Origin of the sequence: Streptococcus tangpeifui (assembly GCF_044503215.1) — a bacterium.
Taxonomy (GTDB): domain Bacteria; phylum Bacillota; class Bacilli; order Lactobacillales; family Streptococcaceae; genus Streptococcus; species Streptococcus tangpeifui.
Genome location: NZ_CP172427.1, coordinates 1479414 through 1502725, shown reverse-complemented (window position 1 = coordinate 1502725; position 23312 = coordinate 1479414). Strand labels below are relative to the sequence as shown.

Below are 23312 nucleotides of genomic sequence, written 5' to 3'. Positions count from 1 at the left end.
GATGAAGGGAGAAGATTCATGATAAATCCGATTAATCTAGTGATTGTAACAGGAATGAGCGGTGCCGGAAAGACGGTCGCCATTCAATCCTTTGAAGATATGGGGTACTTTACCATTGATAATATGCCACCAACCCTAGTGCCTAAATTTATGGAATTGGTCAGCCATAGTGAGGATAATGACAAGGTGGCCCTTGTCGTCGATATGCGGAGTCGTCTCTTTTTCAAGGAAATCAATTCCATTTTGGATGAATTGGAAAAAAATTCAGCTATTAATTTTAAGATTCTCTTCTTAGATGCGACAGATGGGGAATTGGTAGCCCGCTATAAGGAAACGCGCCGCAGTCACCCATTGGCTGCCGATGGTCGCGTTATGGACGGCATCAAGCTGGAACGTGAGCTTTTGGCTCCTCTCAAGAGTCTGAGCCAGAATGTAGTGGATACGACAGAGCTAACTCCACGTCAACTGCGTAAAACCATCTCTGAGCAATTTTCTTCAGATAATGATGCGGCACCTTTCCGGATAGAAGTCATGAGTTTTGGTTTTAAGTACGGCTTGCCTCTGGATGCTGACCTCGTTTTTGATGTACGTTTTCTACCCAATCCTTACTATATTCCCGAATTGCGCAATCAAACGGGACTGGATCAAAACGTGGCTGACTACGTCATGAACCATGCGGCATCCGAAGATTTTTACAGGCATCTCTTGGCACTGATACAACCAATCCTGCCGGGCTATCAAAAGGAAGGCAAGGCTATTTTGACTATTGCCATTGGTTGTACAGGTGGTCAACACCGTAGCGTTGCCTTTGCCCATCGACTGGCTCAAGATCTCAAGCAGGATTGGACTGTCAATGAAAGCCACCGCGATAAAGACCGACGGAAGGAAACGGTGAATCGTTCATGAGAAAACCTAAAATTACAGTAATTGGTGGTGGAACTGGAATTCCAGTCTTGCTCAAGAGCCTTCGCCATGAAAATGTCGATATCACAGCCATTGTGACCGTAGCTGATGATGGCGGCTCCTCGGGGGAGCTCCGTTCAGCTATGCAGCTGACTCCGCCTGGTGATCTGCGTAATGTCTTAGTTGCCATGAGCGATATGCCCAAATTCTATGAGAAAATTTTTCAATATCGTTTTAATGATGGAGACGGAGCTCTGTCGGGTCACCCTCTGGGAAATTTGATTATTGCTGGAATTTCTGAGATGCAGGGATCAACCTACAATGCCATGCAGATTCTTAGCAAATTCTTCCATACAACGGGCAAGATCTATCCCGCGAGTGAAGATGCCTTGACCCTCCACGCTGTCTTTAAAGATGGTCATGAAGTAGTCGGAGAGTCTAGTATAGCAGACTATGATGGCATGATTGACCATGTTTTTGTTACCAATACCTACAATGCCAAACAACCCTCAGCCAGCCGTAAAGTTGTGAAAGCAATTATGGACAGTGACATGATTGTTCTCGGTCCTGGCTCCCTCTTTACCTCTATTCTGCCCAACTTAGTCATTCCTGAAATCAAGAAGGCTTTATTAGAAACACAGGCAGAAGTAGCCTATGTCTGCAATATCATGACCCAGTATGGTGAAACAGAGCAATTTTCAGATGCTGACCATGTGGCAGTTCTCAATCGTCATTTAGGTGCTGATGTTATCGACACCGTTTTGGTCAATATTGAGCCTGTTCCTAAAGACTACATGGACACCAATAAGTTTGATGAATATTTGGTTCAAGTTGACCATGATTTTGAAGGGTTGCAGAAGCTGGTTAAGCGAGTAATTTCTTCTAATTTCTTGCGTTTAGAAAATGGTGGAGCTTTCCACCATGGTGAGTTGGTCGTTGAAGAATTGATGCGATTAACTAAGAGGAGAAAACGATGAGTTTTACCACCCAAGTCAAAGAAGAAGTGCTGAATTTAACGGATGCTGACCGCAGCCAGCTATCGGCCTTCATTAAAATGTCAGGAAATCTGGGATTGACTAGCAATGGTCTGACCTTGTCCATTCTCACTGAGAACGCTAAAATTGCCCGTCATATCTATTCACTTTTAGAAGACCTCTATGGTATTCAACCGGATACTCGCTACCATCAAAAGCCTAATTTGAAAAAAAACCGTGTCTATATGGTTTTTGTCGATCAAGAAGTTGAAACGATCCTTTCTGATTTGCAGCTGGCAGATTCTTTCTTTGGTATTGAAACAGGGATTGCTGATGCTATTCTCCACGATGATGAGGCAGGTCGGACTTACTTGCGAGGAGCCTTTTTAGCTAATGGCTCTATCCGTGATCCTGAATCGGGTAAGTATCAATTGGAAATTTTCTCAGTCTATCAGGATCATGCTGAGGATTTGGCCCAGCTGATGCAAAAATTCATGCTGGATGCTAAGGTCATTGAACATAAAAATGGTGCTGTGACCTATCTGCAGAAGGCTGAGGATATCATGGATTTTCTCATCGTTATTGGTGCTATGCAAGCTAAGGATGCTTTCGAAGAGATTAAAATTATGCGGGAGACCAGAAATGATCTCAATCGGGCCACTAATGCAGAAACGGCTAATATTGCTCGCACGGTAACAGCCAGTATGAAAGCCATCAATAATATTATTAAGATTATGGATACAGTTGGCTTGGATATTCTGCCGATAGAATTGCGGCAAGTGGCTCAGGTTCGGGTGGATCATCCTGATTATACGATTCAGCAGATTGCCGATAGTCTAGAAATTCCCTTAACCAAAAGTGGTGTTAATCATCGCCTCCGCAAAATCAATAAAATCGCCGATGAACTCTAACAGATAAGAGCTGTAAAAAAATTTCTATGACGTTGATAGAGCTGTCTGAAAATCCTATTTTTCAAGGCAGCTCCCCGATTCTTTAGCCTGTGTTTAACAGTATAAACGAAGGAAGCGTCTAATACTGTACTGACCCCAAAAAGTTGGACAAGAAATTATTAAAAGGATTTAGTTCTGTATGACACAGGGCTAAACCCTTTTAGTTTTACTTTGATTTTTTTGTTGTTGTAGTAAAAAATAATCCAGCTATTTGATAAAAACTTGCAAATAGTAAGTTATTTTTTACAAAGGACTTGCACTTCTATTTATTTATGATATACTTAACCAGTAAACAATTTGATTAACCAGTTAAGGAAGGTAAGTGATATGACAAAAAAGAGAATGACAATAGTTGGAATCTTGCTGATTGTAGCTTGTGCCATTGTTGGCGGCATCTGGTTCAATGAACAAGAGAAGCAAAAATCTGGTGATATCGAGGTGGTTGCAACTTTCTATCCGATGTATGAATTCACTAAAAATGTCTTAGGAGATCAAGGACACGTTAGCTTGCTCATAAAGGCAGGTAAAGAGCCTCATGACTTTGACCCTTCGACCAAGGATGTGGCAACAATCCAAAAAGCTGACGTACTCGTTTATGATAACGAGAGTATGGAAACTTGGATACCTAAAGTGAAGAAATCTATCGGTAAAGATAAGACTGATTTTATCCGAGCTACCGGTAATATGATTCTTTTGGCTGGAAGCGAAGAAGGGGAAGAGGAAGGTCATGAAGGTCATCATCATGAATTCGATCCCCATGTATGGTTATCACCACAGCGGTCCATTAAATTAGTAGAAAATATTCGTGATAGCCTATCTAAGAAGTATCCTAAAAAAGCTAAAATTTTTAGGAAAAATGCCGCAACTTATATTAAAAAACTGAAAACCTTAGATAAGGATTATAGTTCAGCTCTTTCTACTGCTAAACAAAAGAGCTTTATCACCCAGCATGCAGCTTTTGCTTACCTAGCTTTGGACTATGGTCTCAACCAAATCCATATTAATGGTATTTCTGCAGAAAGCGAACCATCAGCCCAACATTTAGGCGAATTAACCCAACAAGTTAAAGACTCCGGTATTAAATACATTTATTTTGAAGAAAATGCTTCATCAGCTGTTTCAGAAACTTTGGCAAAAGAAGCTGGTGTTGAAACCTTGGTTTTGAACCCCATCGAAAGTTTGACCGAAGGAGAAATGAAAAACGGTCAAGACTACTTGTCTATCATGCGACAAAATCTGAAGAATTTACGAAAGACAACAGATAGTCAAGGGCAAGAAATCCCAGCTAAAGAAGCTGAAAAGACAGTTCAAAAAGGTTACTTTAAAGATACTGATGTTACGGATCGTAAGTTGTCTGATTGGACTGGTAGTTGGCAATCAGTTTATCCTTATCTTCAAAAAGGTACTCTGGACCAAGTTTGGGATTATAAAGCTAAGCTCAACAAGGACATGACAGCCAAAGAATACAAAGATTACTACACCAAGGGTTATAAAACGACTGTTGAGGCTATTTCTATTAATGGTAAGAAAAATCAAGTAACCTTCACCCAACGTGGTAAAAAACATACCTACACTTACAAATATGTTGGTTATAAGATTTTAACCTATAAGAAGGGAAACCGTGGTGTTCGCTATCTCTTTGAAACTAAAGACAGTAAGGCTGGAGAATTCAAATACATCCAGTTTAGCGATCATAATATTTCAGAGACTAAGTCAGCCCATTTCCATCTCTTTTGGGGCGATTCCAGTCAAGATACCATTTTAAAGGAAATGGACAACTGGCCGACCTACTATCCTAAGGACATGACAGGACATGAGATTGCACAAGATCTTGTTGTTCACACCTAAGCTATACAGACAGAAATCAATAATTCGAAGAATTTGATTGTCCTCGCTTAAAGCTCGAGAGTGGGACTCAATCAGTAAATCGTGATAAAATCACGATTTTGATTTATCACACACAAAGTGGAATTGTAAATATCACATTGTGTTCACCCCTAAGTATAGACGAAAAATCATCTATAATCAATATCGAAGCAGTCTCGGCGAGATATTCCACCGTTTATGTCGCTACAAAGGTGTAGAAATCATTGAAGGACATCTCATGCCAGACCATGTTCATATGTTGGTCAGTATTCCTCCGCGAATTAGCGAATCTAGTTTCATGGGCTATTTGAAAGGCAAAAGTGCTCTCATGATGTTTGACAAACACGCCAATCTCAAATATAAGTTTGGGAATCGCCATTTTTGGGCAGAGGGTTATTACGTGAGTACAGTCGGACTTAATGAAGCCACAATAAAGAAATATATTCAAGAACAGGAAAAGCATGATATCGCACTTGATAAACTGAGTGTGAAAGAATATGAAGCTCCCTTTAGGGATAATGGCAAGTAATACCAACACCTCTTTGAGAGGTTTGTGACGAGTCAAGAGCAGTGAGGCTTGAACAACGTGAAAGCCAGCGTCTTTAGGCGCTGGCTGGTTATCTGGGCTTATAGCCCTAGTTCAAACCACCCGTTTGACGGGTGGTTTTGATTTTTCTTCGCTCTCTTATTTTAAGACTCAGGTCTCTGCCACTCTCCTGTTTTTAGGTAGCAGGCTTTGGCAGTCTATCCCCAGACTGCCAAAGTCCACTGGAGCATTTTGATACTTGCTTTGCAAGTTTTATTTCCCGATTAAAAAGCTCTACCAGAGCTTTTTACCCCACCTCCGCACAGTTGATTAGGGATTGACATGAACTAACGTTCATAGAATTGGATATCCTCCAACAGTTCTCTAAACTGTGGGAGCTATCACTTGCGTGGTCGTTAAACAGTCCAGTGGACTGTTTAAGGGGGCGCCTGAAAATGGGACTGCCCCCAAAGATAAGAATTATCCAACCAGCAGTGAGCCATTGATGCTAAAGCACCTGATGAACTGTGCAGGGGTAAGACTAAGCCGGCACAGCCAACAAGTCTTTCCCCAACCACTGTGCCTAGCCAATAAAATTGACCAAATAAATAAGGCTGAGAACTTTTGTCTCAGCCTCTTTTTTTTCCGATAGAAAAAACAGCTCCGATGAGCTGTTTTCAATCTTATTTGAGGCCGTACTTTTTGTTGAAGCGATCGACACGTCCATCTGCTTGTGTGAATTTTTGACGGCCAGTATAAAATGGATGTGAATCTGAAGAAATTTCAACACGTACCAAAGGATAAGTTTCGCCTTCAAATTCAACAGTTTCTTTAGAAGGTTTTGTTGAACCACTAAGGAACTTGTAACCAGTAGTTGTATCAAGGAATACGACTGGGCGGTATTCTGGATGGATATCTTTTTTCATTCTCTAAAATTTCCTTTCTGCCATAGCTTTTCTAAGCCATAGTTTAATAACTATTCTAGTTTAACAAAGTTCCCTAGCTTTGGCAAGACTTTTAGTCAAATTCTTTAAGGTTTTTAGTGAGAAGATGCACCAGAAGTAGCATCAGCAGCAGTTGGAGCCCCGCCGTTAGAAGAAGATGCACCGGAAGTAGCATCGGCATTGGCGGAACCGGCAGCTGGGGCTGCTCCACCAGCCAAATGCTGACCAGTAGTTTCCAAATACCAGTCCAACCAAGGCTTGAAGTTAAAGACAATTTCATTGATACCTGCATAAGAACCATCGTCATAATACATAGCTTGATAATTATGGGTATTGAGGACAGCTGGATTGGGATTAGGAATTAAGGTCCGAACGACTTCTTGATCACCATTACGCAGGGTACCAATAACCCATTCAACATTTTTCATTCGATTAGCTGGTAGGCTGCTGTGGACTGTTGATAAACGGCTGCCTGACTGTGATGGAACACGTTTTGCAAACATGGTTTCTGGATCTTGGTGAGCATTATTGTAGTAGAGAAATTGATTGTTATCATCCGCATAGGTCAATTCAAAGGGCATAGACTTGAGGAACATATTGATTTGATCGACAGTTAGGATGCCGTGATCAAGCTTGACATAGGTATTACCCGAGACAGCACCAGTAATTTCGGCCACTTTTTCAACCCAGTCTGGATCATCAGGATCAACTTCGGTTACAGTGGTTGCGATTGGATGGTTACAATCCAAATCTTCTGGTTCGATAGGTTTTGGTTTTTTCAATTTTGAAACGACCTCCACATATTTAACGAAGTTATCTAAGCAGGTACTAAGGAAATCAACAGTTCCTTGGTTGATGATATCACCATTATCGTCAAAGGCTTCTTTTGCCTTGCCCAAGAGAAATTCATTACCAGGTAAGGTGTAAGCATTAACACCAGGTGCATCCAAAATTTTTCTCAGATGAACCTGAGCTCGTGAAGTTCCTTGATCATAGTAGGAGGCTCCGACAATCATAACGGGTTTGTTTTCAAAAGGATGGAGGTTGAAGGATAGCCATTCTAATGTACTCTTGAGTGCCGGTGTGATGGTGTGGTTATGTTCCGGTGTTGCAATGATGACACCGTCAGCGCGGGTAATTTTATTATAAAGATATCGGACTGCAAAGGAATCCGACTGGTCTTCGTCTTGATTGAACATTGGGACATCTTTGATTTCTAAAACTTCTAGTTCAAATTGAAATTTAAAGTGCCGACGAATATATTCCAGCAGCATGCGGTTATAAGAGGTTTCTGCGTTTGAGCCTACAAGTCCAACAAATTTCATTGTCATTTTTTATCCTCCCTTTTAGTTCAAAGTTTCCCAGTCGAAGTTTTCAGCCTCTTTTTTCAAGAGTTCCTTGGCATGAGACATTTTTTCTGTCATTTTTACAAAAAGCCTGAAGTCATCAAAAATAGCATCCAATTTTTGACTGGTTTCAATGTCATTGAGTTCTCCTTTAAGATCAAAGGCTTGTAAAGAGTGAGATAAAAGAAATTCATCAGGGAGAACATTAGCTTTGAGCTCTGGGGCATTGAGAATTTGTCGCAATTGGAGCTGAGCACGAGAAGAGCCTAAGGTTCCATAGGAAGCTCCTGTAATCATGACGGGTTTGTTAAGCATGGGATAGATACCATAGGATAGCCATGCCAGAGCATTCATTAGAACTGCAGGAACAGAGTGGTCATATTCAGGTGTTCCAATAATCACCCCGTCAGCGGCTTCAATTTTAGCAGCCAGTTGTCTAACGGCCTCAGGTAGTATACGATCCGCAGGTTTATTAAAGAGAGGTAAATCCTTAATTTCAACCAACTCTATGTCTGCCTTGTCAGCAAAATGTTTTTGCATATACTGTAGTAGCTGTCGGTTAGTGGACTTCTTAGAATTTGTTCCAACGATTCCGATAATTTTCATAATATAGCCTCCTCTGTTTAAGATATTAAGCCGTTAACCACGCTAAAGAAAAATAGGAACCTGACGATGAATCATACAGGTTCAAGGAAGGTGAGCTTTTTTACAGGAGCGTCGTAGGCGAGTTCCATTAACAAAATACGGCAGAGGTTTGTTATCTAAGTGCTTTGCACTTGATAGCAAGCGCCAATTACTAAGGTGACTTGGCTACCTCTCCCATTAACTCCATTTGGTTAGCAAGATTCCAAACGGAGTATCACAAAGGGACAATTCGCTTTAGCAAAAATTCCTGATAGGAACATAGAGAGTGAGACAGAAATCGGTATTATAATACAATTGATGTCATCGTCTTACCTTCGCAAGGATAGTCAGGATGAAACACTATTATGCAGATGATAAGTACCTTCAATCACCTACTAACTAGTTATTACTTGCATCGACTATAATTGCTTTTTTCTGAAAGAAATCGTCCCGTGTGCAATTCTGAATGCAGTATTATTGTAGCAAAAAAGCACCTCTTTTGAAAGTGCTTACAAAATATTTGAATCAGTTTTTCCAGATTGGCAGGTTAGAGCTAGATAAAACTTGGTTATTTTTAGTTACAACTAGAGTAGCTAAATCGGGTACTTGACTGACTTCCGTCAAAATTTCTGATGGGGATTTACCAAAGAGACGAGTAGTCCAGATTTCCCCGTCAACCGATAGCTTAGAAACAATGGTTAAACTGACTGTCTGGCAATTGACGGGATAACCAGTCTGACTGTCGAAAATATGGTGGTAAGTTTTTCCTTGGTAGGTAAAAGTTCGCTCGTAGATACCTGAAGTGACCACCGATTGGTCGCGGATGGAAAGAATGGCTAAGTGGTTTCCCCGAGGAAGTTTGGGATTTTGGATACCGATGCGCCAGTTTTGATCTGGATTATGGTAGGCAGGTCCGAATGTTAGGACATTGCCCCCTAGGTTGATGAGTCCAGCAGAGATACCCTGTTTTTTCAAAAATTCCATAAGTCGGTCGGCAATATAGCCCTTGGCCAAGGCTCCTAGGTCAATTTTCATACCAGTCTTGGCCAGATAGACAGAAGAATTTTTCTCATCCAGAATAATTTGTCTAGGATCAATCAGAGCTAACTTGGCTTTTATTTCCTCTTGACTGGGAACCTTAGCATCGTCAAAACCAATTCGCCAGGTCTGAATCAGTGGCCCAATGGCAATATTAAGATGACTGCCAGAGGCCAGACTGTGCTTTTTTCCTAGAGCAATCAGTTCAAAAAGCTGAGGATGGACAACGACAGCCTTATTACCTGCTGACCGATTGATAGCCATTAACTCAGAAGAATTATCATTAGCAGAAAAGCGATGGTTATAGAGACGAAGGAGTTCTTCGGCTTCATCCAAAATAGGTTCTGGATTGGCGTGATAAATGGAGATATCAATAGTTGTCCCCATTAGATAAACTTGCCGATTAGTTAGTGTTGGCATGGGCAACGGCCTCTTTAATTTCTTGGTAAATTTGCTCGTTTTCTTCTAAACTGTAAGAATTAGCTCCGCTGGCAAGCGGGTGCCCACCGCCATCGTGGCGTTTGGCAATTTCATTGATAATGACTTTTTTACTGCGAAGACGAACGCGATAGTAGCCTTCAGGTTGCTCAACGAAGATGGCCCAAGATTGTACAAGGTCAATCTTGCCTGGCGTACTGACAATGGCTGAGCTTTCAGCATCACTGATATCAAACTCCTCCAGCACCTGACGAGTTAAGAGCAGGCGGGCTGCTCCGTTTTCATCAACTTCCAAATGCTCGAAGACATACCCCTGTAGTTTAGCAATTTTGAAGGAGAAACTGTCCATTTGACGAGAAATGGCTGCAAAGTCAAAATCAAATTCTCGTAAGTCAGCCGCAATTTTCAAAGTTTTAGAACTAGTGGCGTCATAGAGAAAGCGACCAGTATCGCCAACAATACCAGCATAAAGGAGACGAGCAGCCTCATTGGTTAGCTCAAGGCCAGTTTCACGGGCAAAATCAGTGATAATTTCGCTGGCTGAAGAGGCTTTGGTATCAACATAGAGTAAGTCACCATAAGGATCTTCGTTAGGATGATGGTCAATTTTAATCAAACAATCGCCACGCTCAAAACGTCCATCATCAATACGAGGCGTGTTGGCAGTATCTGTCACGATGACTAGAGCTCCTTGATAGGCGCTGTCCCCAACAGTATCCATCTTGCCCAGCCAGCTTAAACTTGGTTCATCACTGCCCGTTGCCAGCACAGCTTTATCAGGAAAGTTATGGCGCAAAATCTCCCGCAGCCCCAGCTGACTGCCTAAGGCATCAGGATCAGGCCTTTGGTGACGGTGAATAATAATCGTATCATGAGTTTGAATTTTTTCCAAAATCTGGTTGAAAGTCATAATCTTCTTCCTTTAATGTAATGTTTTTTATGCTATTATAGCACGGAATACTTCCATTACTTGAAAAATAGTAAAAAAGAATCTATATACGGTCAAAATGAATTTGGTATAATTGGTAAAATATCAAAGAGGTGAGAAATAAGAGCAGTATAGCCATCGATTCCTTACAAATAGTGATTGTTATAGTACTCACATCAGTTGGTTTGATGCTGTTACGAACTGGTAAGAGTTGCTGATTAACATCGCCAAGATGAGATATTGAAGCCTTTACACGAAATGTCGACATTCAAATGTAAGGACAATGTAGGAAAAGCGAAGTTCCTACAGCTGTGCTTTCTTCTCCGTTACGTTTAGCTTAAGTTTGATGTACGATATAAAATATAAAGAGGTTGATGAATGGATTTATCATTTGATTTAAGTATAGCAAATGCTTATAAAAGCAAATCTCAAAAAGCCAGAGTGCTGACTGAAACTTGGGTAGCCCGTAATATTTATTGTCCCAATTGTGGCTGTAGCCCAGTACAGAAATTTGAAAATAACCGTCCAGTCGCAGACTTTTGGTGTGCTTCCTGTGCAGAAGAATTCGAACTCAAAAGCAAAAATGGAAAGTTTTCATCAACTATCGTAGATGGAGCTTATCAGACGATGATAGCCAAAATTAGGTCAAACAATAATCCAAATTTTTTCTTTTTAAATCATACCAAGGAAATGACCGTTAGTAATTTCATCGTCATACCTAAGCACTTTTTCACTCCTGAAATAATTATAAAGCGTAAGCCCTTATCTCCAAATGCTAAACGAGCTGGATGGGTTGGTTGTACCATTGATATGAGTAAAATATCAGAAAGCGGGAAAATTTTTCTAGTCAATAATGGAAGAGTGATAAATCCTGATTTAGTTCAGGAGAAATTTCAGAAAACTTTGTTTTTACGCCAGCAATCCGCTGATAAGAGGGGATGGCTATTAGAAATGCTAAAATGTTTGGATAAAATTTCTGATGATGAATTTACGCTAAAAGACATATATACTTTCGAAGCAGACTTTAAACAAAAGTATCCGGACAATCACCATATTAGAGAAAAAATTCGACAACAATTGCAAGTATTACGTGACCAAGGTATTATTGAATTTTTGGGAAAAGGAAGGTATAGAAAGTTGTGAGCTTTTGGAATAGATAGACACCCATTTTCTAACTTGGATTTGGTTAATCCGCTTAAAGAGGTAATTCCGTATCTGATTGGTGGTTAAGCAAAAAATTAGGTACCATGCTAAATAAGCCCAGTACCTTTTAAAATCGTCTTATTTTATTTCTTTATACTCTGCTTCTAGTCCACGTTTAACAGCTGGACGTTCCGCAATTTTCTTTGTCCATGCCTGTAGATTTTTGTATTCTGTGACATTGAGAAAGATTCCTGCACGATCCCAGATTTTATCTTGAGCCAAGCGGCCGTACCAAGACCAGATGGCGATATCAGCAATAGTATAGGTGTCGCCCGCAATATAAGGTTTCTTGGCTAATTCCTTATCAAGAAGGTCTAGCTGACGCTTGGCCTCCATAGCAAAGCGATTAATGGCATATTCGATTTTTTCAGGCGCGTAGTGGAAGAAGTGCCCAAAACCGCCACCCAAGAAAGGAGCAGCCCCTGTTTGCCAGAAGAGCCAGTTAAGAACTTCATTGCGATCAGCAGAGTTACTTGGAATCAGTTGATCAAATTTTTCCGCCAAGTAGAGCAGAATATTAGCTGATTCAAAGACACGAACAGGACTTTCTCCGGATAAATCTAAAAGGGCAGGAATTTTTGAGTTAGGATTGATAGCAACAAAATCAGAGCCAAATTGGTCACCATCACTGATGGAAATTTTAAAGAGGTCATAGCCGGCTTCCCTGACACCTAACTCTTTTAATTCCTCAAACATAATAGTGGCTTTAATGCCATTAGGTGTTCCCAGAGAATAGAGCTGAAAAGGCTGTTCTCCTTTAGGCAGTGTTTGCTCGAAGCGAGCTCCAGCAGTCGGTTGATTGATCGATCCCCAAGCGCCACCAATACTAGATGGATTTTCCCAAACTTTAGGCAGTTTGTAGTCAGACATGGTCTTACCTCCAATTATTTTAGTTATGGCCTTATGCTACCAAAATACGAGCATGATTTCAAAAAATTGATCGATCTAGGTCTTGAATTTTTGCTTAGTTGTGATAAGATAGGAAAAATATTTTAAAGGAGATTAGACATGTTTCAATCACTAGCTAAGACAGAACTGCACTGCCATTTGGATGGTTCCCTTTCCTTATCAGCCATTCGTCAGTTAGCCCAAATGGCCGAAATTGACATTCCAGAATCTGATCAGGAGCTAAGGAGTTTAGTGATGGCTCCAGAACATTGTCAAAATCTAATGGATTATCTGAAGACTTTTGATGTTATCCGCCCGCTCCTACAGACTCAAGAGGCTCTGGAATTGGCAGCTTATGACGTGGCTCGTCAGCAGGCTAAAGAAAATGTCATTTATAGTGAAATTCGTTTTGCTCCTGAATTATCTATGGATCAAGGCTTAACAGCCAGTCAGACAGTCAAGGCTGTCTTAGCAGGTCTGAAGCAGGCTCATGAAGAGTTTGGCATTGTCAGTAAGGCTATAGTTTGTGGCATGCGGCAATCGGATCCTGAGTTGACTTGGGAAATTCTATCAGAAGTTGCAGACTTAGCTCCCCAAGGCTTAGCTGGTTTTGATTTTGCAGGAGATGAGCATGCTTTTCCACCTGCCAAAATCGAAAAGCTCATCAAAAAGGTTCAAGAACTGGGCTACCCCTTGACCCTACATGCTGGTGAGTGTGGCTGTCCCCACCATATTGTTCAAACCTTAGAACTGGGTATCACGCGAATGGGCCATGCGGCAGCTATCACCCATCATCCAGAGATTATTACTGAATTTGTTAGGGAGGGAGCGACGGCTGAGCTTTGCCTGACCAGCAATCTCCAAACCAAGGCTGTTCCTAGTTTGGCTGATTATCCTTATCAGGAGCTCCTCAAAGCAGGTGCTAAGATTACTATTAATACCGATAATCGGACGGTTTCTGACACTAATTTAACCAAGGAATATGAGCTTTTTAACCGTTACTTTGCAGCCAGCCCTGCTGATTTTCTGACCTTCAATCAAAATGCAATCTCAGCTGCCTTTACTAGTCAAGAAGAGAAAGAACATTTATTTAAAAAGTTAAAAGGAGCTTATCAGCCGTATTTATAAGATTTGCGTCTATTAAAAAGTTCTCTAATGTGCTATAATCATCTCAATGATTATTTGGAGGAAACTATGGCTTTAGCTAAAATTGTTTATGCAAGTATGACAGGCAATACCGAAGAAATTGCGGATATCGTGGCAGAGAAATTAGAGGAATTGGGACACACGGTTGATGTGGACGAGTGTACCACTGTTGATGCCGCTGATTTTGAAGATGCTGATATGGCTATTGTTGCTACCTACACCTATGGAGACGGCGACCTGCCCGATGAGATCGTTGATTTCTACGAAGATTTAGCTGATGTTGATTTAACTGGCAAGATCTTTGGTGTAGTCGGTTCAGGGGATACCTTCTATGATTATTTTTGTAAATCTGTTGATGAGTTTGAAGACCAATTTGCTTTGACAGGTGCTACCAAGGGAGCTAATTCTGTCAAGGTTGACCTAGCAGCAGAAGACGAAGATATCGAAAATCTCGAAGCCTTTGCTCAAGCAATGTCAGCCAAATTAGGTTAGTACTCAAAGAAAATCGGTATAGATGTGGATAGCGAAAAGGCTTAAGGAAACTTTTTGAGGTTTTGAAAAGGGACGGAAGAGCTCTTCCAGCAAAAATAGAGCGAGTTGAAGTCAATGGCGTATCATTTTGATTTTCAAAGAGTGCAAATAGTAGTAGAGGAATCGGTTAGAAATTGTCGGTTCCTTTTTCGTGAAAATTCCTTGCAAAGAGGTTATAATGAAAAGAGAGCGGGACTCAATCAGTAAATCGTGATAAAATCACGACTTTGATTTTCCTCGCTCTCCCATTTAAGGCTCAGATCTTTGGCACTTTTTTGTTTTTAGGTGGCAGACTTTGGCAGTCTATGCCCAGACTGCCAAAGTTCACTGGAGCATTTCAATCCCGCCTCCGCACAGTTGATATTGGTTTTTCAAACAGTCCAGTGGACTGTTTCAGGTAGATGCTTAAAATTAAGAAGCGTCCAGTTACAGAAAAGCCAATCAGCAGTGGTTCATTGGTGCTAAAGCACCTAATAAACTGTGCAGGGGTAAGACTTCTTGACATAGCCAACCAGTCTTACTCCCAACCACTGCGTCAATCTAGTAAATCTAGAACAATGCTAACGAGTCTGGACTTTTGTCCCAGACGCAGTGTAGATTTTTAAGCGAGTGGGGTTATCAGTATAGCAAAACTGCTGAAAAACCTTACCTCTGCGCAGTTGATTGTGAAATTTTCAAACAGCTCTTCAAACTGTTTATTTAGTAAAGCATTCAACAATTACTTTCGTTGGCCTGAGATAGGCTAAATACTAAATCATTGAGCTTATCGTCACTAGTCAACTACAAAGTTAAACTACCAAAGTTAAAAATTATTACAGCTGGTGACTTTTGCGCCAGCCTTTCCAGATAGATGGAGGAAATATGGCTAAGAATAGAGATTACGCTTTTGGTTTCCACGATGATGTCAGCGCCCTAGTTTCAACAGGTAAGGGCTTGACCGAGGAAGTCGTTCGGGAAATTTCTCGAGTTAAGAATGAACCAGATTGGATGTTAGACTATCGGCTCAAGTCCTTGGAGCTCTTTCATAAGCTTCCTATGCCTGAGTGGGGTCCTGACCTATCAGGTATCAATTTTGATGATATTATCTACTATCAAAAGCTATCCAAGGATCGTTCCCGTTCTTGGGAAGAGGTGCCTGATAAAATTAAGGAAACCTTTGACCGTTTGGGAATTCCTGAGGCCGAAAAGCAGTATCTGTCAGGTGCTGCTGCCCAATATGAATCTGAGGTGGTTTACCACAATATGAAGGAAGAGTTCGAAAAGCTGGGTATTGTCTTTACCGATACCGATACAGCTTTGCAGCAGTATCCAGAGCTCTTCAAAGAATATTTCGGTACAGTCATTTCCAATGCTGAACATAAATTTGCTGCTCTTAATGGGGCAGTTTGGTCAGGTGGTACCTTTATCTATGTGCCAAAGGGAGTTCAGTGTCCGATGCCGGTGCAGACCTATTTCCGAATTAACAGCGAAAATGCTGGTCAGTTTGAACGTTCTCTCATGATTGTTGATGAAGGAGCTTCTATCCAATATATCGAAGGCTGTACAGCACCATCATATACGACTAACAGCTTGCATGCTGCCAGTGTGGAAATTGTGGTTAAGCGCGATGCTTCCTTCCGCTATACGACTATGCAGAACTGGTCGGATAATGTTTATAATCTAGTAACCGAGCGGGGAATCGTTGAAGAAAACGGTACGCTGGAGTGGATTGATGGAAACCTTGGTAGTAAGGTTAATATGAAATATCCTTGTTCCCTTCTCAATGGCCCTCATGCCCGTTGTTCGGTTCTGTCCATGGCCTTTGCCAACTATGGGCAGCACCTAGATGCTGGTTGCAAGGTTTACCACAACGCTCCGAACACTTCCAGTACCCTGATTTCTAAATCAGTTGCCAAGGATGGCGGTCGGACTGACTATCGCGGAACGGTTCGTTTTGCAACAAATAGTAAGGGTTCTAAGTCCCATATCGAGTGTGACACCATTCTCATGGATGAGGAATCAAGCTCGGACACCATTCCTTTCAATGAAATTCATAACTCAGATGTGGCTTTGGAACACGAAGCTAAGGTCTCCAAAGTTTCTGAGGAACAGCTCTATTATCTGATGAGCCGAGGTATTAGTGAGGAAGATGCCACAGCCATGATCATCAATGGCTTTATGGATCCAATCACCAAGGAACTGCCGATGGAATACGCTGTTGAACTCAATACCCTTATCAATATGAGTATGGAAGGATCGGTTGGTTAAAAGATCAAGGAGCCGGGGTAGAACCAAAGCATTTTAATCCCACCTCTATACAATTGATCTTGGTTTTCTCAAACAGTCTCCCAGACTGTTTAAGGAAGCGTCTGAAAATGGGAATACGTCCCAAGACGGACTACAATAAGCAGTGGTTCATTTGTAATAAAGCTCCTAATGAACGGTGTAAAAATAAGATTTCTTGGCCTAGCCCACACGTCTTACTCCCAACCACTGCGTCAATCTGGTAAATCTAGAATAATGCTAACGAGTCTGAGACAAAAGTTCTCAGACTTGTTTATTTGGTCAATTTTATTTGCTCTAGGCGCAGTGATTGGTTGGATATCCTTATTCCTTGCTATACAAGTGATAGCGGCTACCCTAACCAACTGTGCGGAGGTGGGATAGAAAGCCTGCCACCTAAAAACAAAAAAGTGGCAAAGACCTGAGCTTTAAATAGGAGAGCGAGGACAATCAAATTCTTCGAATGATTGATTTCTTATACGTAATCTTCAGAGATTGCAATGCTTTGTGGGTGAGGGCCAAGCTATCATGGCTGTTTGTCCCACTCTCTTCTTTGTAATAGCTTAACAGCGTCGGGGATTATTAGCTTGAATTTCGGCTACCAATCCCCTATAATAAGCCTATGTCATTTAAGAAAATAAATCTAAAAGGGCAAAGTTTACGGCGCATCATTGCCCTTTCGGGTCTAGTTGTCGGACTGTTTTATCTGTCTTTCGTCCTTTTCCGTTATCGAGATAATCTCAACAGTTTCTTTAATCTTGAGCAGCAGGTGCTCTCTCTTGGGCGTCAATTCTCGTCAGCTAATGCGGTTAATTTTTGTGTTTTGATTCTGCTGACAGCACTGGGGTCGGCTGTTCCCTTCCTGTCCAATGCTGTGCTTGCAGTTTTCAATGGGGTTGTTTTTGGACCGTGGCTGGGGCTACTGATGAATTTGATAGCTAACAGCTTAGGAAATTTTCTAGCCTTAAAAATTTTATCTAAAATTACTATCATAGAACGAGAGAAAAGCTTTTCTGAAAAGTTAGACTTCTTGAAGAAAATGGCCAATCCTTATCTGGCTATTAGCCTTGGCTATATGGTGCCTATCTTTCCTACTCTTTTGGTTAATTATTTAGTCATTGAGTTGAACTTTCCTCTGAAAAAATGGTTGCCATGTGTGTTAGTCGGAATCTTTCCCACTTCCTGTTTATATGCCTTTGGTGGAGACGCCATTCTCAAAGGAAATATCAAGAGACTGATTATTTTGCTTCTTATGGCTTTAATAGTTTACTTCTTAGTAAAAGCTGTCGTTAGCAAAAAGAGGGTCTAGTTTTACTAGGCTCTTTTTGCTATAATTTAGGTATTTTGAAATGGTATTGTAAGGGGGACTGTATGGATTTAGAAGCTATTCGACAAAATATTGACGCGCTTGATAAAAATTTAGTAATCTTAATGGAAAAACGAATGGACTTAGTCAGCCAAGTTGCAGCCTACAAAAAGGCAACTGGTAAGGCCATCTATGATCAGATACGTGAAGAAGCTGTTCTAAACAAGGTATCCAGCCTAGTCGAAAACAAAGACTTTGAACCTTTTATCCGATCGACCTTTGCTGATATGATGAAAGAGTCTCGTGCTTATCAAGCACAAAAGCTAAAGTAAAGATTACAGCGATTTCTGGGCTTCTTAGTTTGGAGGAAATTTATGCTTAAGTCACTAAAAAATAACACTCTGCTCGCTGTGACAGCTATCATTATCGGTTTGATAATTGGAATCATTGATATGATTTTTGGGCGTATCCTAGTCTTTGTCAGTGATTTTCGGGATAACCACCTAGTCTGGACCCTGCCTTTTTTAGCTCTTGCCGGTTTACTTAGTATCTGGCTCTACCAGCGATTCGGTGGTGAAGCCGATAAAGGAATGGGCTTGATCTTTGAAGTTGGTCAGGAGGAAAGGGACAGTATTCCTAGAATTCTGATTCCCTTAATTATGGTAGCAACTTGGCTGACACATCTTTTCGGTGGGAGTGCTGGGCGAGAAGGTGTAGCTGTGCAGATTGGGGCGACGGTTTCGCATTGGTTTGGTCAACTTATTCCACTGGAAAATAGTTCCCGCATTTTCTTGGTGACAGGAATGGCAGCTGGTTTTGCTGGTCTCTTTCAAATTCCCCTGGCTGCAACCTTCTTTGCTCTTGAAGTGTTAGTCGTTGGAGAATTGGCCTTTTCAGCCCTCTTGCCTGCCTTGCTTGCTTCTTTAGTAGCCAGTCAAACTTCTCATGTTCTGGGCTTGGAAAAATTTGCAGTACCAGTATCTGTCCATCTGGGTTTGAGTCCAGTTATCATTGTAAAATTGCTTCTCTTGGGACTTTGCTTCGGCCTTGTGGGTAATCTCTTTGCAGCCAGCTTGACCTGGACCAAGAAACAAGCCTCTGCCGCTTTCAAAAATCCCTATTGGCGGATTGCTATTATTAGTCTCTGTCTGACAGTCCTGCTTTTTATGCTTGGACAAGGACGTTATGCAGGATTGGGAACTAACTTGATTTCAGACAGTCTTCTGGGTGGTGAGATTTATCCTTGGGATTGGGCTCTGAAACTGGTTTTGACAGTCCTTACCCTGGCGGCTGGTTTCCAAGGAGGAGAAGTGACACCGCTTTTTGCAGTAGGAGCCAGTCTCGGAGCAGTTCTAGCAGGCCTTTTTGATCTCCCGGTAGCTCTTGCAGCGGGCCTAGGTTATATCAGTGTCTTTGGTTCAGCAACTAATACCCTCTTAGCTCCAATTTTACTGGGTGGTGAGGTATTTGGTTTTGACAATACGCCCTACTTTGTCATTGTGGCAATAGCTGCTTTTCTCTTTAGCCATAAACATACAATTTACACCTTGCAAAAACGCTAATCATAGTGTAAAATATTCTATGTGTGTAATGGACACACGAAAATACGGCTAATCCGCTGGGACAAGCACCTAAGATTAGTAAGATAGGAGAACAATAAATGAATCCATTAATCCAAAGTTTGACTGAAAGTCAACTGCGTACTGACATCCCTAACTTCCGCCCAGGTGACACTGTCCGTGTTCACGCTAAGGTTGTCGAAGGTAGCCGCGAACGTATCCAGATCTTTGAAGGTGTGGTTATCTCACGCAAAGGTCAAGGTATCTCAGAAATGTATACTGTCCGTAAGATTTCAAGCGGTATCGGTGTCGAACGTACATTCCCAGTTCACACGCCACGTGTTGAAAAGATCGAGGTTACTCGTCACGGTAAAGTGCGTCGCGCCAAATTGTACTACTTGCGTGCTCTTCAAGGTAAGGCAGCGCGTATCAAAGAAGTTCGTAAATAAGAAACAGTTTACTGAGCTGTTTAGGTTGAAGAAAATGGTTATTTTCTTCAACTTTTTTATTTGCGAGATAAAAAACTCTTAGAATGCTGAACTATCAACAATTCTAAGAGTAGTAGATATTATTTATCATTTCAGAGTATTTAAGATAAGATTTGTCTATGTTTTGAACAGTCTGTTAGACTGTTTTTTTATTTTTCTTCAGAATTTGATGGCTTATCTTCTAAATGATTAGATAAGCTTTGGAACATATCATTCAGAGTTAACAGACGTTTTTCAACTTTTTTTACAGAGGCTTCTAAAGTAAATCCCTCTTCTAACATTTCTTGAATTAAGAGTATTTTTTTGATGTTCATATAATCATATCGTCTAGTTGTCCCTTCCTTACCATTCTGAGATTGGATAATCCCTTTTTCCTCCCAATAACGGATTTTTCGAATAGGAATACCAGTGATTCGAGAAACTTCGCCGATACCAACAACTAATTTTTTTAAGAGTTCCACATCCAATAATGCTGAGTAATCTTCGTTTCTTTTCTCCATAAAACAAGCCCTTTTTAGTCTATATAAGTTTTGATGATAGCTCTATTTTACAATATTGAGAGTTAAAGGACAATTTTTCTTGACTATCAAGCAGATTTATTCTACAATCATTGTAGATTATATACAAAAGTATTTATTTGTTGCAAAAAGGAGCTTGACATGAAAGAAAATCGAGTCAACAGAAACGAAGTAATTTTAGCAACGTTACTATTTTGGTGTGGTCTTGTAGTTGTCGCCAGTAATTATATAACGATTCCTTTAATGTCTGTTTTTAATCAGCAGTTTCATGCCAGTTCAGAACAAACAGCCTTGTTAGGAACAAGCTTTTCCTTTGCTTATGCTTTTGGTTGTCTTTTAGTTGGAGTTTTATCTAATAAATTTGGTAGAAAAAGAATGATGATTGGAGGCTTGATTTTATTGTCAGTCGTTACTTTTATCATTCCCTTCGGGAACCAGTTGTCTTGGTTAATTTTGGGACGGATGATTCAAGGGATAGCGGCATCGAGTTTTGCTCCCGTTGCTGTTATCTATATTTCTGAGAAATTTTCAAAAGGCTTTAGGGGGACAGTTGTAGGCCTTGTTAGTGCCAGCTTTTTGATTTCAGCGATTGTAGGCCAAATTGTCAGTGCTTATATTAGCCAGTTACTGAATTGGCAAGCAGTCTTCTATATATTTGGAATGATTTATTTATTAACAGCTCTTATCTTATTTACCTACGCTTCGCCCGTTTCTAAACAAAATCAAGGAATTCATTTTTCTCAACTTTTGCATCAGTATTGGAAGGTATTAAGAAAAAAGGACTTAGCTAAACTTTATCTGATTGCGCTCACTTTATTGTTTGTCTTTGTAGCTTTTTACACCGTTTTAGAAAGCTATTCAGTTCATATACTTCATTTGAGTAAGACTGTTGTTTTCAGGATAAGGGCTTTAGGGATTGTCGGTATGATGCTTGCTCCTTTGGCGGATAAATTGGCCAAAATGTTTGATATAAAACGAGTACTCATCTTGTCTTTGCTGTCTTCGCTTCTATCTCTTTCTATTGTTGCTTTTTATCCCTATCTCAATGTGTTGATTGTAATGAGCCTTTTATTTGTAGCCGGAATTTCAATCATTGTTCCCGTCTTAATTATTTTAGTGGGAAAATTTGGGCAGGAACAAGCTGGAATCGCTGTTTCTTTTTATACCTTCACTTTGTTTTTAGGTGCCAGTTTGGGACCGCTTGCAGGAGTTCAGTTATTGACCTTGTTAGGGGAAAAAATAACCCTTTTGACCTTAGCACTGATATTGTTATTCAGTATGCTGATAGCATTTACTTTGGGAATTAAAGGAGAACAATAATATGCAGAAGGTATTAGTATTAGGCGCAACCGGCAGAACGGGAAGTTTGGCCATAGAAGAATTGTCTAAATATAAGTCTATCCAGCTCATTGCTGGCCTAAGAAAAGTAGAAGACAAGGAGCGGCTACCTAGGTTAAAGGCAGCGTTAGAGACAGCAGTGATTGATATTGATGATGTCTGCAGTCTGCGCAAAGCTTTGATTGACAGCGACATTGTTATTCAAGCTATTCGCCTACGAGAAGATATATCAGAAGATGCTTTAATTCAGCTGGATCAGCGGATTCAGCAAGCTCTTAATCCCTCAAAGAAAACTCATCTGGTTACGGTTGGAGGTGCTGGATCCCTAAAATTAGCCAATAGTCGGCGCTTTTGGGAAGATGAACATTTTCCAAGACAAACTCTGCCTAGAGGCATTGCTCATGCTAAACTGAGAGACTATTTGGAAGAGTCCTCTTTTGATCATACTTGGACCTATTTGATTCCTCCGCCAGTTTACATGGCTCAAGGAGTAAGAAGCGGTCGTTATGATCTCTATCCTTCGGCACAAAGAGAAGATTTTTTTCTCAATAAATCTATTTCTTATGCAGATTTTGCCTTGGCGATAGCAGATGCTGTAATGGAAGAGTGGCAGGGCGTTTACTTGATTTCAGGAAAGGAATAGCCTTGCCTTACGTTTTAATTGCTTGAATCAGCTTCTTAGGGTTGCATTCGTTTTTAGTCTAAGGTACAATAGAGGAAGTTTATATGTCTCCTTAGTTAAATGGATATAACAACTCCCTCCTAAGGAGTAGTTGCTGGTTCGATTCCGGCAGGGGATATTGGCAGAAGGTCTCGGTTGCACCGAGGCCTTATTTTTTCTCTAGCTTGACCTCCTTTATTCCTAGTGCTACAATATCTTGTATATAAGTAAACAATCGAACACAAGATATTGTAATAGAAGGAGTTTTTTTCTTGAAGTTTGTCTATATTAGCCTGAGTGGTAATACTAAGGCCTTTGTCCAGAAGCTGGTTGATTATTTTGCCTTTCACCATGCTGATATCCCAGTTGAAACTTTAGATGTCAAAGAGTTAGTCAAAGAAGGTCAGGCTTATCCTGATTTGGATCAACCCTATATAGCTTTTTTGCCGACTTATCTGGAAGGTGGAAATGGTGTTGATAACGGCGACCAAGAAATTCTGACGGCAGATTTACGCAAACTGATTGCCAAGGGAAACAATGCCAGAAATTGTTTAGGTATTATTGGAAGCGGCAATCGAAACTTTAATAACCAATTTTGTCTAACAGCTTATCAATATTCTGACCAATTTGGCTTTCCCGTTCTTGATACTTATGAGATGAGAGGCCTGTCTGCTGATGTGGAACGAATTGCTGGGAAAATTATGATGGCTTACAATTTAGAAAAATAGAGAGACAGAGAGCGGGTCTTAATAAGTCAGTCGTGATAACATTGCGATTTTGATTTTTCCTGCTCTCTTTTTAGAACTCAGATCTCTGCCACTTTCCTATTTTTAGGTGGCAGGCTTTGGCAGTCTATTCCCAGACTGCCAAAGCCC

23 protein-coding genes, 1 tRNA gene and 1 pseudogene are annotated in these 23312 nt (G+C 40.8%); 17 read left to right on the top strand and 8 right to left on the bottom strand.

Annotation, left to right across the window (positions count from 1 at the left end):
• Window positions 1–18: 18 nt before the first annotated feature.
• The 3 genes from rapZ to whiA are packed head-to-tail and all read left to right on the top strand — an operon-like array spanning window position 19 to window position 2788.
• Window positions 19–906, top strand: a complete 888-nt coding sequence (gene rapZ / locus ACFSN5_RS06915; RefSeq protein ID WP_165329111.1) for an RNase adapter RapZ — start codon at window positions 19–21, stop codon at window positions 904–906.
• Window positions 903–1880 carry a YvcK family protein gene (locus ACFSN5_RS06910; RefSeq protein ID WP_165210218.1) on the top strand — a complete coding sequence of 326 codons (978 nt, stop codon included), beginning with the start codon at window positions 903–905 and terminating at the stop codon, window positions 1878–1880. Before rapZ ends, ACFSN5_RS06910 begins: the two co-directional genes overlap by 4 nt.
• Window positions 1877–2788: a DNA-binding protein WhiA gene (whiA, locus tag ACFSN5_RS06905; protein WP_165210221.1), complete on the top strand. Its 912-nt coding sequence runs from the start codon at window positions 1877–1879 to the stop codon at window positions 2786–2788. The genes ACFSN5_RS06910 and whiA overlap by 4 nt, the downstream gene beginning before the upstream one ends.
• 158 nt (window positions 2789–2946) lie before the next feature.
• On the opposite strand, the pseudogene ACFSN5_RS06900 reads toward whiA, so the two are convergent.
• Window positions 2947–3027, bottom strand: a pseudogene (locus ACFSN5_RS06900) (IS3 family transposase); the annotation flags it as partial.
• 127 nt (window positions 3028–3154) lie between these two features.
• Between ACFSN5_RS06900 and ACFSN5_RS06895 the strand changes: the two are divergent.
• Together ACFSN5_RS06895 and tnpA are read left to right on the top strand one after the other, a co-directional pair.
• Window positions 3155–4675, top strand: coding sequence for a zinc ABC transporter substrate-binding protein AdcA (locus tag ACFSN5_RS06895; protein WP_165329110.1), 1521 nt, complete (start codon window positions 3155–3157; stop codon window positions 4673–4675).
• A gap of 136 nt (window positions 4676–4811) precedes the next feature.
• Window positions 4812–5222 carry an IS200/IS605 family transposase gene (gene tnpA, locus ACFSN5_RS06890; RefSeq protein ID WP_165210546.1) on the top strand — a complete coding sequence of 137 codons (411 nt, stop codon included), beginning with the start codon at window positions 4812–4814 and terminating at the stop codon, window positions 5220–5222.
• A gap of 680 nt (window positions 5223–5902) precedes the next feature.
• On the opposite strand, the gene ACFSN5_RS06885 is transcribed toward tnpA, so the two are convergent.
• The 5 genes from ACFSN5_RS06885 to ACFSN5_RS06865 all read right to left on the bottom strand — a co-directional run bounded on the left by ACFSN5_RS06885 (window position 5903) and on the right by ACFSN5_RS06865 (window position 10519).
• Window positions 5903–6145: a type B 50S ribosomal protein L31 gene (locus ACFSN5_RS06885; RefSeq protein WP_004229899.1), complete on the bottom strand. Its 243-nt coding sequence runs from the start codon at window positions 6143–6145 to the stop codon at window positions 5903–5905.
• Window positions 6146–6258: 113 nt separating this feature from the next.
• Window positions 6259–7488, bottom strand: a complete 1230-nt coding sequence (locus tag ACFSN5_RS06880; protein ID WP_165210549.1) for an NAD(P)H-dependent oxidoreductase — start codon at window positions 7486–7488, stop codon at window positions 6259–6261.
• A gap of 21 nt (window positions 7489–7509) precedes the next feature.
• Window positions 7510–8115 carry an NADPH-dependent FMN reductase gene (locus tag ACFSN5_RS06875; RefSeq protein WP_165210227.1) on the bottom strand — a complete coding sequence of 202 codons (606 nt, stop codon included), beginning with the start codon at window positions 8113–8115 and terminating at the stop codon, window positions 7510–7512.
• A 543-nt stretch (window positions 8116–8658) separates the two neighbouring features.
• Window positions 8659–9591 carry an FAD:protein FMN transferase gene (locus ACFSN5_RS06870; RefSeq protein WP_165210230.1) on the bottom strand — a complete coding sequence of 311 codons (933 nt, stop codon included), beginning with the start codon at window positions 9589–9591 and terminating at the stop codon, window positions 8659–8661.
• Window positions 9575–10519, bottom strand: a complete 945-nt coding sequence (locus ACFSN5_RS06865; protein WP_165210233.1) for a DHH family phosphoesterase — start codon at window positions 10517–10519, stop codon at window positions 9575–9577. The genes ACFSN5_RS06870 and ACFSN5_RS06865 overlap by 17 nt, the downstream gene beginning before the upstream one ends.
• Window positions 10520–10915: 396 nt before the next feature.
• Here ACFSN5_RS06865 and ACFSN5_RS06860 point away from each other — a divergent pair, with 396 nt between their 5' ends.
• Window positions 10916–11680 (top strand): DpnI domain-containing protein, encoded by a 765-nt coding sequence (locus ACFSN5_RS06860; RefSeq protein ID WP_165210236.1) that lies wholly within the window; start codon window positions 10916–10918, stop codon window positions 11678–11680.
• A gap of 138 nt (window positions 11681–11818) precedes the next feature.
• Here the strand turns inward: ACFSN5_RS06860 and yghU are convergent, their stop codons facing one another.
• On the bottom strand, window positions 11819–12610 hold the full coding sequence (yghU, locus tag ACFSN5_RS06855; RefSeq protein ID WP_165329109.1) for a glutathione-dependent disulfide-bond oxidoreductase: 792 nt from the start codon (window positions 12608–12610) through the stop codon (window positions 11819–11821).
• A 138-nt stretch (window positions 12611–12748) separates the two neighbouring features.
• Here yghU and add point away from each other — a divergent pair, with 138 nt between their 5' ends.
• The 7 genes from add to rplS all read left to right on the top strand — a co-directional run bounded on the left by add (window position 12749) and on the right by rplS (window position 19881).
• Entirely contained in the window at window positions 12749–13756 is a 1008-nt protein-coding gene (add, locus tag ACFSN5_RS06850) for an adenosine deaminase (protein ID WP_165329108.1), read from the top strand.
• Window positions 13757–13822: 66 nt separating this feature from the next.
• A complete protein-coding gene (locus tag ACFSN5_RS06845; protein ID WP_165210245.1) occupies window positions 13823–14266 on the top strand; it encodes a flavodoxin in 444 nt (147 codons plus the stop codon).
• Between the two features lie 900 nt (window positions 14267–15166).
• Window positions 15167–16552 (top strand): Fe-S cluster assembly protein SufB, encoded by a 1386-nt coding sequence (gene sufB / locus ACFSN5_RS06840; RefSeq protein WP_165210248.1) that lies wholly within the window; start codon window positions 15167–15169, stop codon window positions 16550–16552.
• A 637-nt stretch (window positions 16553–17189) separates the two neighbouring features.
• Window positions 17190–17876 carry a VTT domain-containing protein gene (locus ACFSN5_RS06835; RefSeq protein ID WP_165210251.1) on the top strand — a complete coding sequence of 229 codons (687 nt, stop codon included), beginning with the start codon at window positions 17190–17192 and terminating at the stop codon, window positions 17874–17876.
• A gap of 62 nt (window positions 17877–17938) precedes the next feature.
• The gene (locus tag ACFSN5_RS06830) at window positions 17939–18205 is read left to right on the top strand and encodes a chorismate mutase (RefSeq protein ID WP_165210254.1); all 267 of its coding nucleotides are present in this window, start codon (window positions 17939–17941) and stop codon (window positions 18203–18205) included.
• A 42-nt stretch (window positions 18206–18247) separates the two neighbouring features.
• On the top strand, window positions 18248–19435 hold the full coding sequence (locus tag ACFSN5_RS06825) for a chloride channel protein (RefSeq protein WP_165210257.1): 1188 nt from the start codon (window positions 18248–18250) through the stop codon (window positions 19433–19435).
• Between the two features lie 98 nt (window positions 19436–19533).
• Complete coding sequence (gene rplS / locus ACFSN5_RS06820; RefSeq protein ID WP_165210260.1) at window positions 19534–19881, top strand: 50S ribosomal protein L19; 348 nt, start codon at window positions 19534–19536, stop codon at window positions 19879–19881.
• A gap of 188 nt (window positions 19882–20069) precedes the next feature.
• Here rplS and ACFSN5_RS06815 read toward each other — a convergent pair whose 3' ends face one another.
• The gene (locus ACFSN5_RS06815) at window positions 20070–20420 is read right to left on the bottom strand and encodes a MerR family transcriptional regulator (RefSeq protein WP_165210263.1); all 351 of its coding nucleotides are present in this window, start codon (window positions 20418–20420) and stop codon (window positions 20070–20072) included.
• Between the two features lie 159 nt (window positions 20421–20579).
• Between ACFSN5_RS06815 and ACFSN5_RS06810 the strand changes: the two genes are divergently transcribed.
• The 4 genes from ACFSN5_RS06810 to nrdI all read left to right on the top strand — a co-directional run bounded on the left by ACFSN5_RS06810 (window position 20580) and on the right by nrdI (window position 23165).
• Window positions 20580–21758: an MFS transporter gene (locus ACFSN5_RS06810; protein ID WP_165210265.1), complete on the top strand. Its 1179-nt coding sequence runs from the start codon at window positions 20580–20582 to the stop codon at window positions 21756–21758.
• Window position 21759: 1 nt separating this feature from the next.
• Window positions 21760–22419 (top strand): NAD(P)-dependent oxidoreductase, encoded by a 660-nt coding sequence (locus ACFSN5_RS06805; RefSeq protein ID WP_165210268.1) that lies wholly within the window; start codon window positions 21760–21762, stop codon window positions 22417–22419.
• 85 nt (window positions 22420–22504) lie between these two features.
• Window positions 22505–22576 (top strand) — tRNA-Arg (locus tag ACFSN5_RS06800).
• A gap of 133 nt (window positions 22577–22709) precedes the next feature.
• Window positions 22710–23165: a class Ib ribonucleoside-diphosphate reductase assembly flavoprotein NrdI gene (gene nrdI / locus ACFSN5_RS06795; protein ID WP_165210271.1), complete on the top strand. Its 456-nt coding sequence runs from the start codon at window positions 22710–22712 to the stop codon at window positions 23163–23165.
• Window positions 23166–23312 lie beyond the last annotated feature (147 nt).

Excerpts from the sequence above, each read along its gene's own strand:
- ACFSN5_RS06875 (WP_165210227.1), bottom strand. The coding sequence starts at position 8,115 with ATGAAAATTATCGGAATCGTTGGAACAAATTCTAAGAAGTCCACTAAC.
- ACFSN5_RS06860 (WP_165210236.1), top strand. The coding sequence starts at position 10,916 with ATGGATTTATCATTTGATTTAAGTATAGCAAATGCTTATAAAAGCAAA.
- rapZ (WP_165329111.1), top strand. The coding sequence starts at position 19 with ATGATAAATCCGATTAATCTAGTGATTGTAACAGGAATGAGCGGTGCC.
- sufB (WP_165210248.1), top strand. The coding sequence starts at position 15,167 with ATGGCTAAGAATAGAGATTACGCTTTTGGTTTCCACGATGATGTCAGC.
- add (WP_165329108.1), top strand. The coding sequence starts at position 12,749 with ATGTTTCAATCACTAGCTAAGACAGAACTGCACTGCCATTTGGATGGT.
- ACFSN5_RS06845 (WP_165210245.1), top strand. The coding sequence starts at position 13,823 with ATGGCTTTAGCTAAAATTGTTTATGCAAGTATGACAGGCAATACCGAA.
- ACFSN5_RS06910 (WP_165210218.1), top strand. The coding sequence starts at position 903 with ATGAGAAAACCTAAAATTACAGTAATTGGTGGTGGAACTGGAATTCCA.
- ACFSN5_RS06870 (WP_165210230.1), bottom strand. The coding sequence starts at position 9,591 with ATGCCAACACTAACTAATCGGCAAGTTTATCTAATGGGGACAACTATT.
- ACFSN5_RS06805 (WP_165210268.1), top strand. The coding sequence starts at position 21,760 with ATGCAGAAGGTATTAGTATTAGGCGCAACCGGCAGAACGGGAAGTTTG.
- ACFSN5_RS06895 (WP_165329110.1), top strand. The coding sequence starts at position 3,155 with ATGACAAAAAAGAGAATGACAATAGTTGGAATCTTGCTGATTGTAGCT.
- ACFSN5_RS06825 (WP_165210257.1), top strand. The coding sequence starts at position 18,248 with ATGCTTAAGTCACTAAAAAATAACACTCTGCTCGCTGTGACAGCTATC.
- ACFSN5_RS06810 (WP_165210265.1), top strand. The coding sequence starts at position 20,580 with ATGAAAGAAAATCGAGTCAACAGAAACGAAGTAATTTTAGCAACGTTA.
- ACFSN5_RS06830 (WP_165210254.1), top strand. The coding sequence starts at position 17,939 with ATGGATTTAGAAGCTATTCGACAAAATATTGACGCGCTTGATAAAAAT.
- ACFSN5_RS06865 (WP_165210233.1), bottom strand. The coding sequence starts at position 10,519 with ATGACTTTCAACCAGATTTTGGAAAAAATTCAAACTCATGATACGATT.
- ACFSN5_RS06815 (WP_165210263.1), bottom strand. The coding sequence starts at position 20,420 with ATGGAGAAAAGAAACGAAGATTACTCAGCATTATTGGATGTGGAACTC.
- ACFSN5_RS06835 (WP_165210251.1), top strand. The coding sequence starts at position 17,190 with ATGTCATTTAAGAAAATAAATCTAAAAGGGCAAAGTTTACGGCGCATC.
- yghU (WP_165329109.1), bottom strand. The coding sequence starts at position 12,610 with ATGTCTGACTACAAACTGCCTAAAGTTTGGGAAAATCCATCTAGTATT.
- ACFSN5_RS06880 (WP_165210549.1), bottom strand. The coding sequence starts at position 7,488 with ATGAAATTTGTTGGACTTGTAGGCTCAAACGCAGAAACCTCTTATAAC.
- whiA (WP_165210221.1), top strand. The coding sequence starts at position 1,877 with ATGAGTTTTACCACCCAAGTCAAAGAAGAAGTGCTGAATTTAACGGAT.
- ACFSN5_RS06885 (WP_004229899.1), bottom strand. The coding sequence starts at position 6,145 with ATGAAAAAAGATATCCATCCAGAATACCGCCCAGTCGTATTCCTTGAT.
- rplS (WP_165210260.1), top strand. The coding sequence starts at position 19,534 with ATGAATCCATTAATCCAAAGTTTGACTGAAAGTCAACTGCGTACTGAC.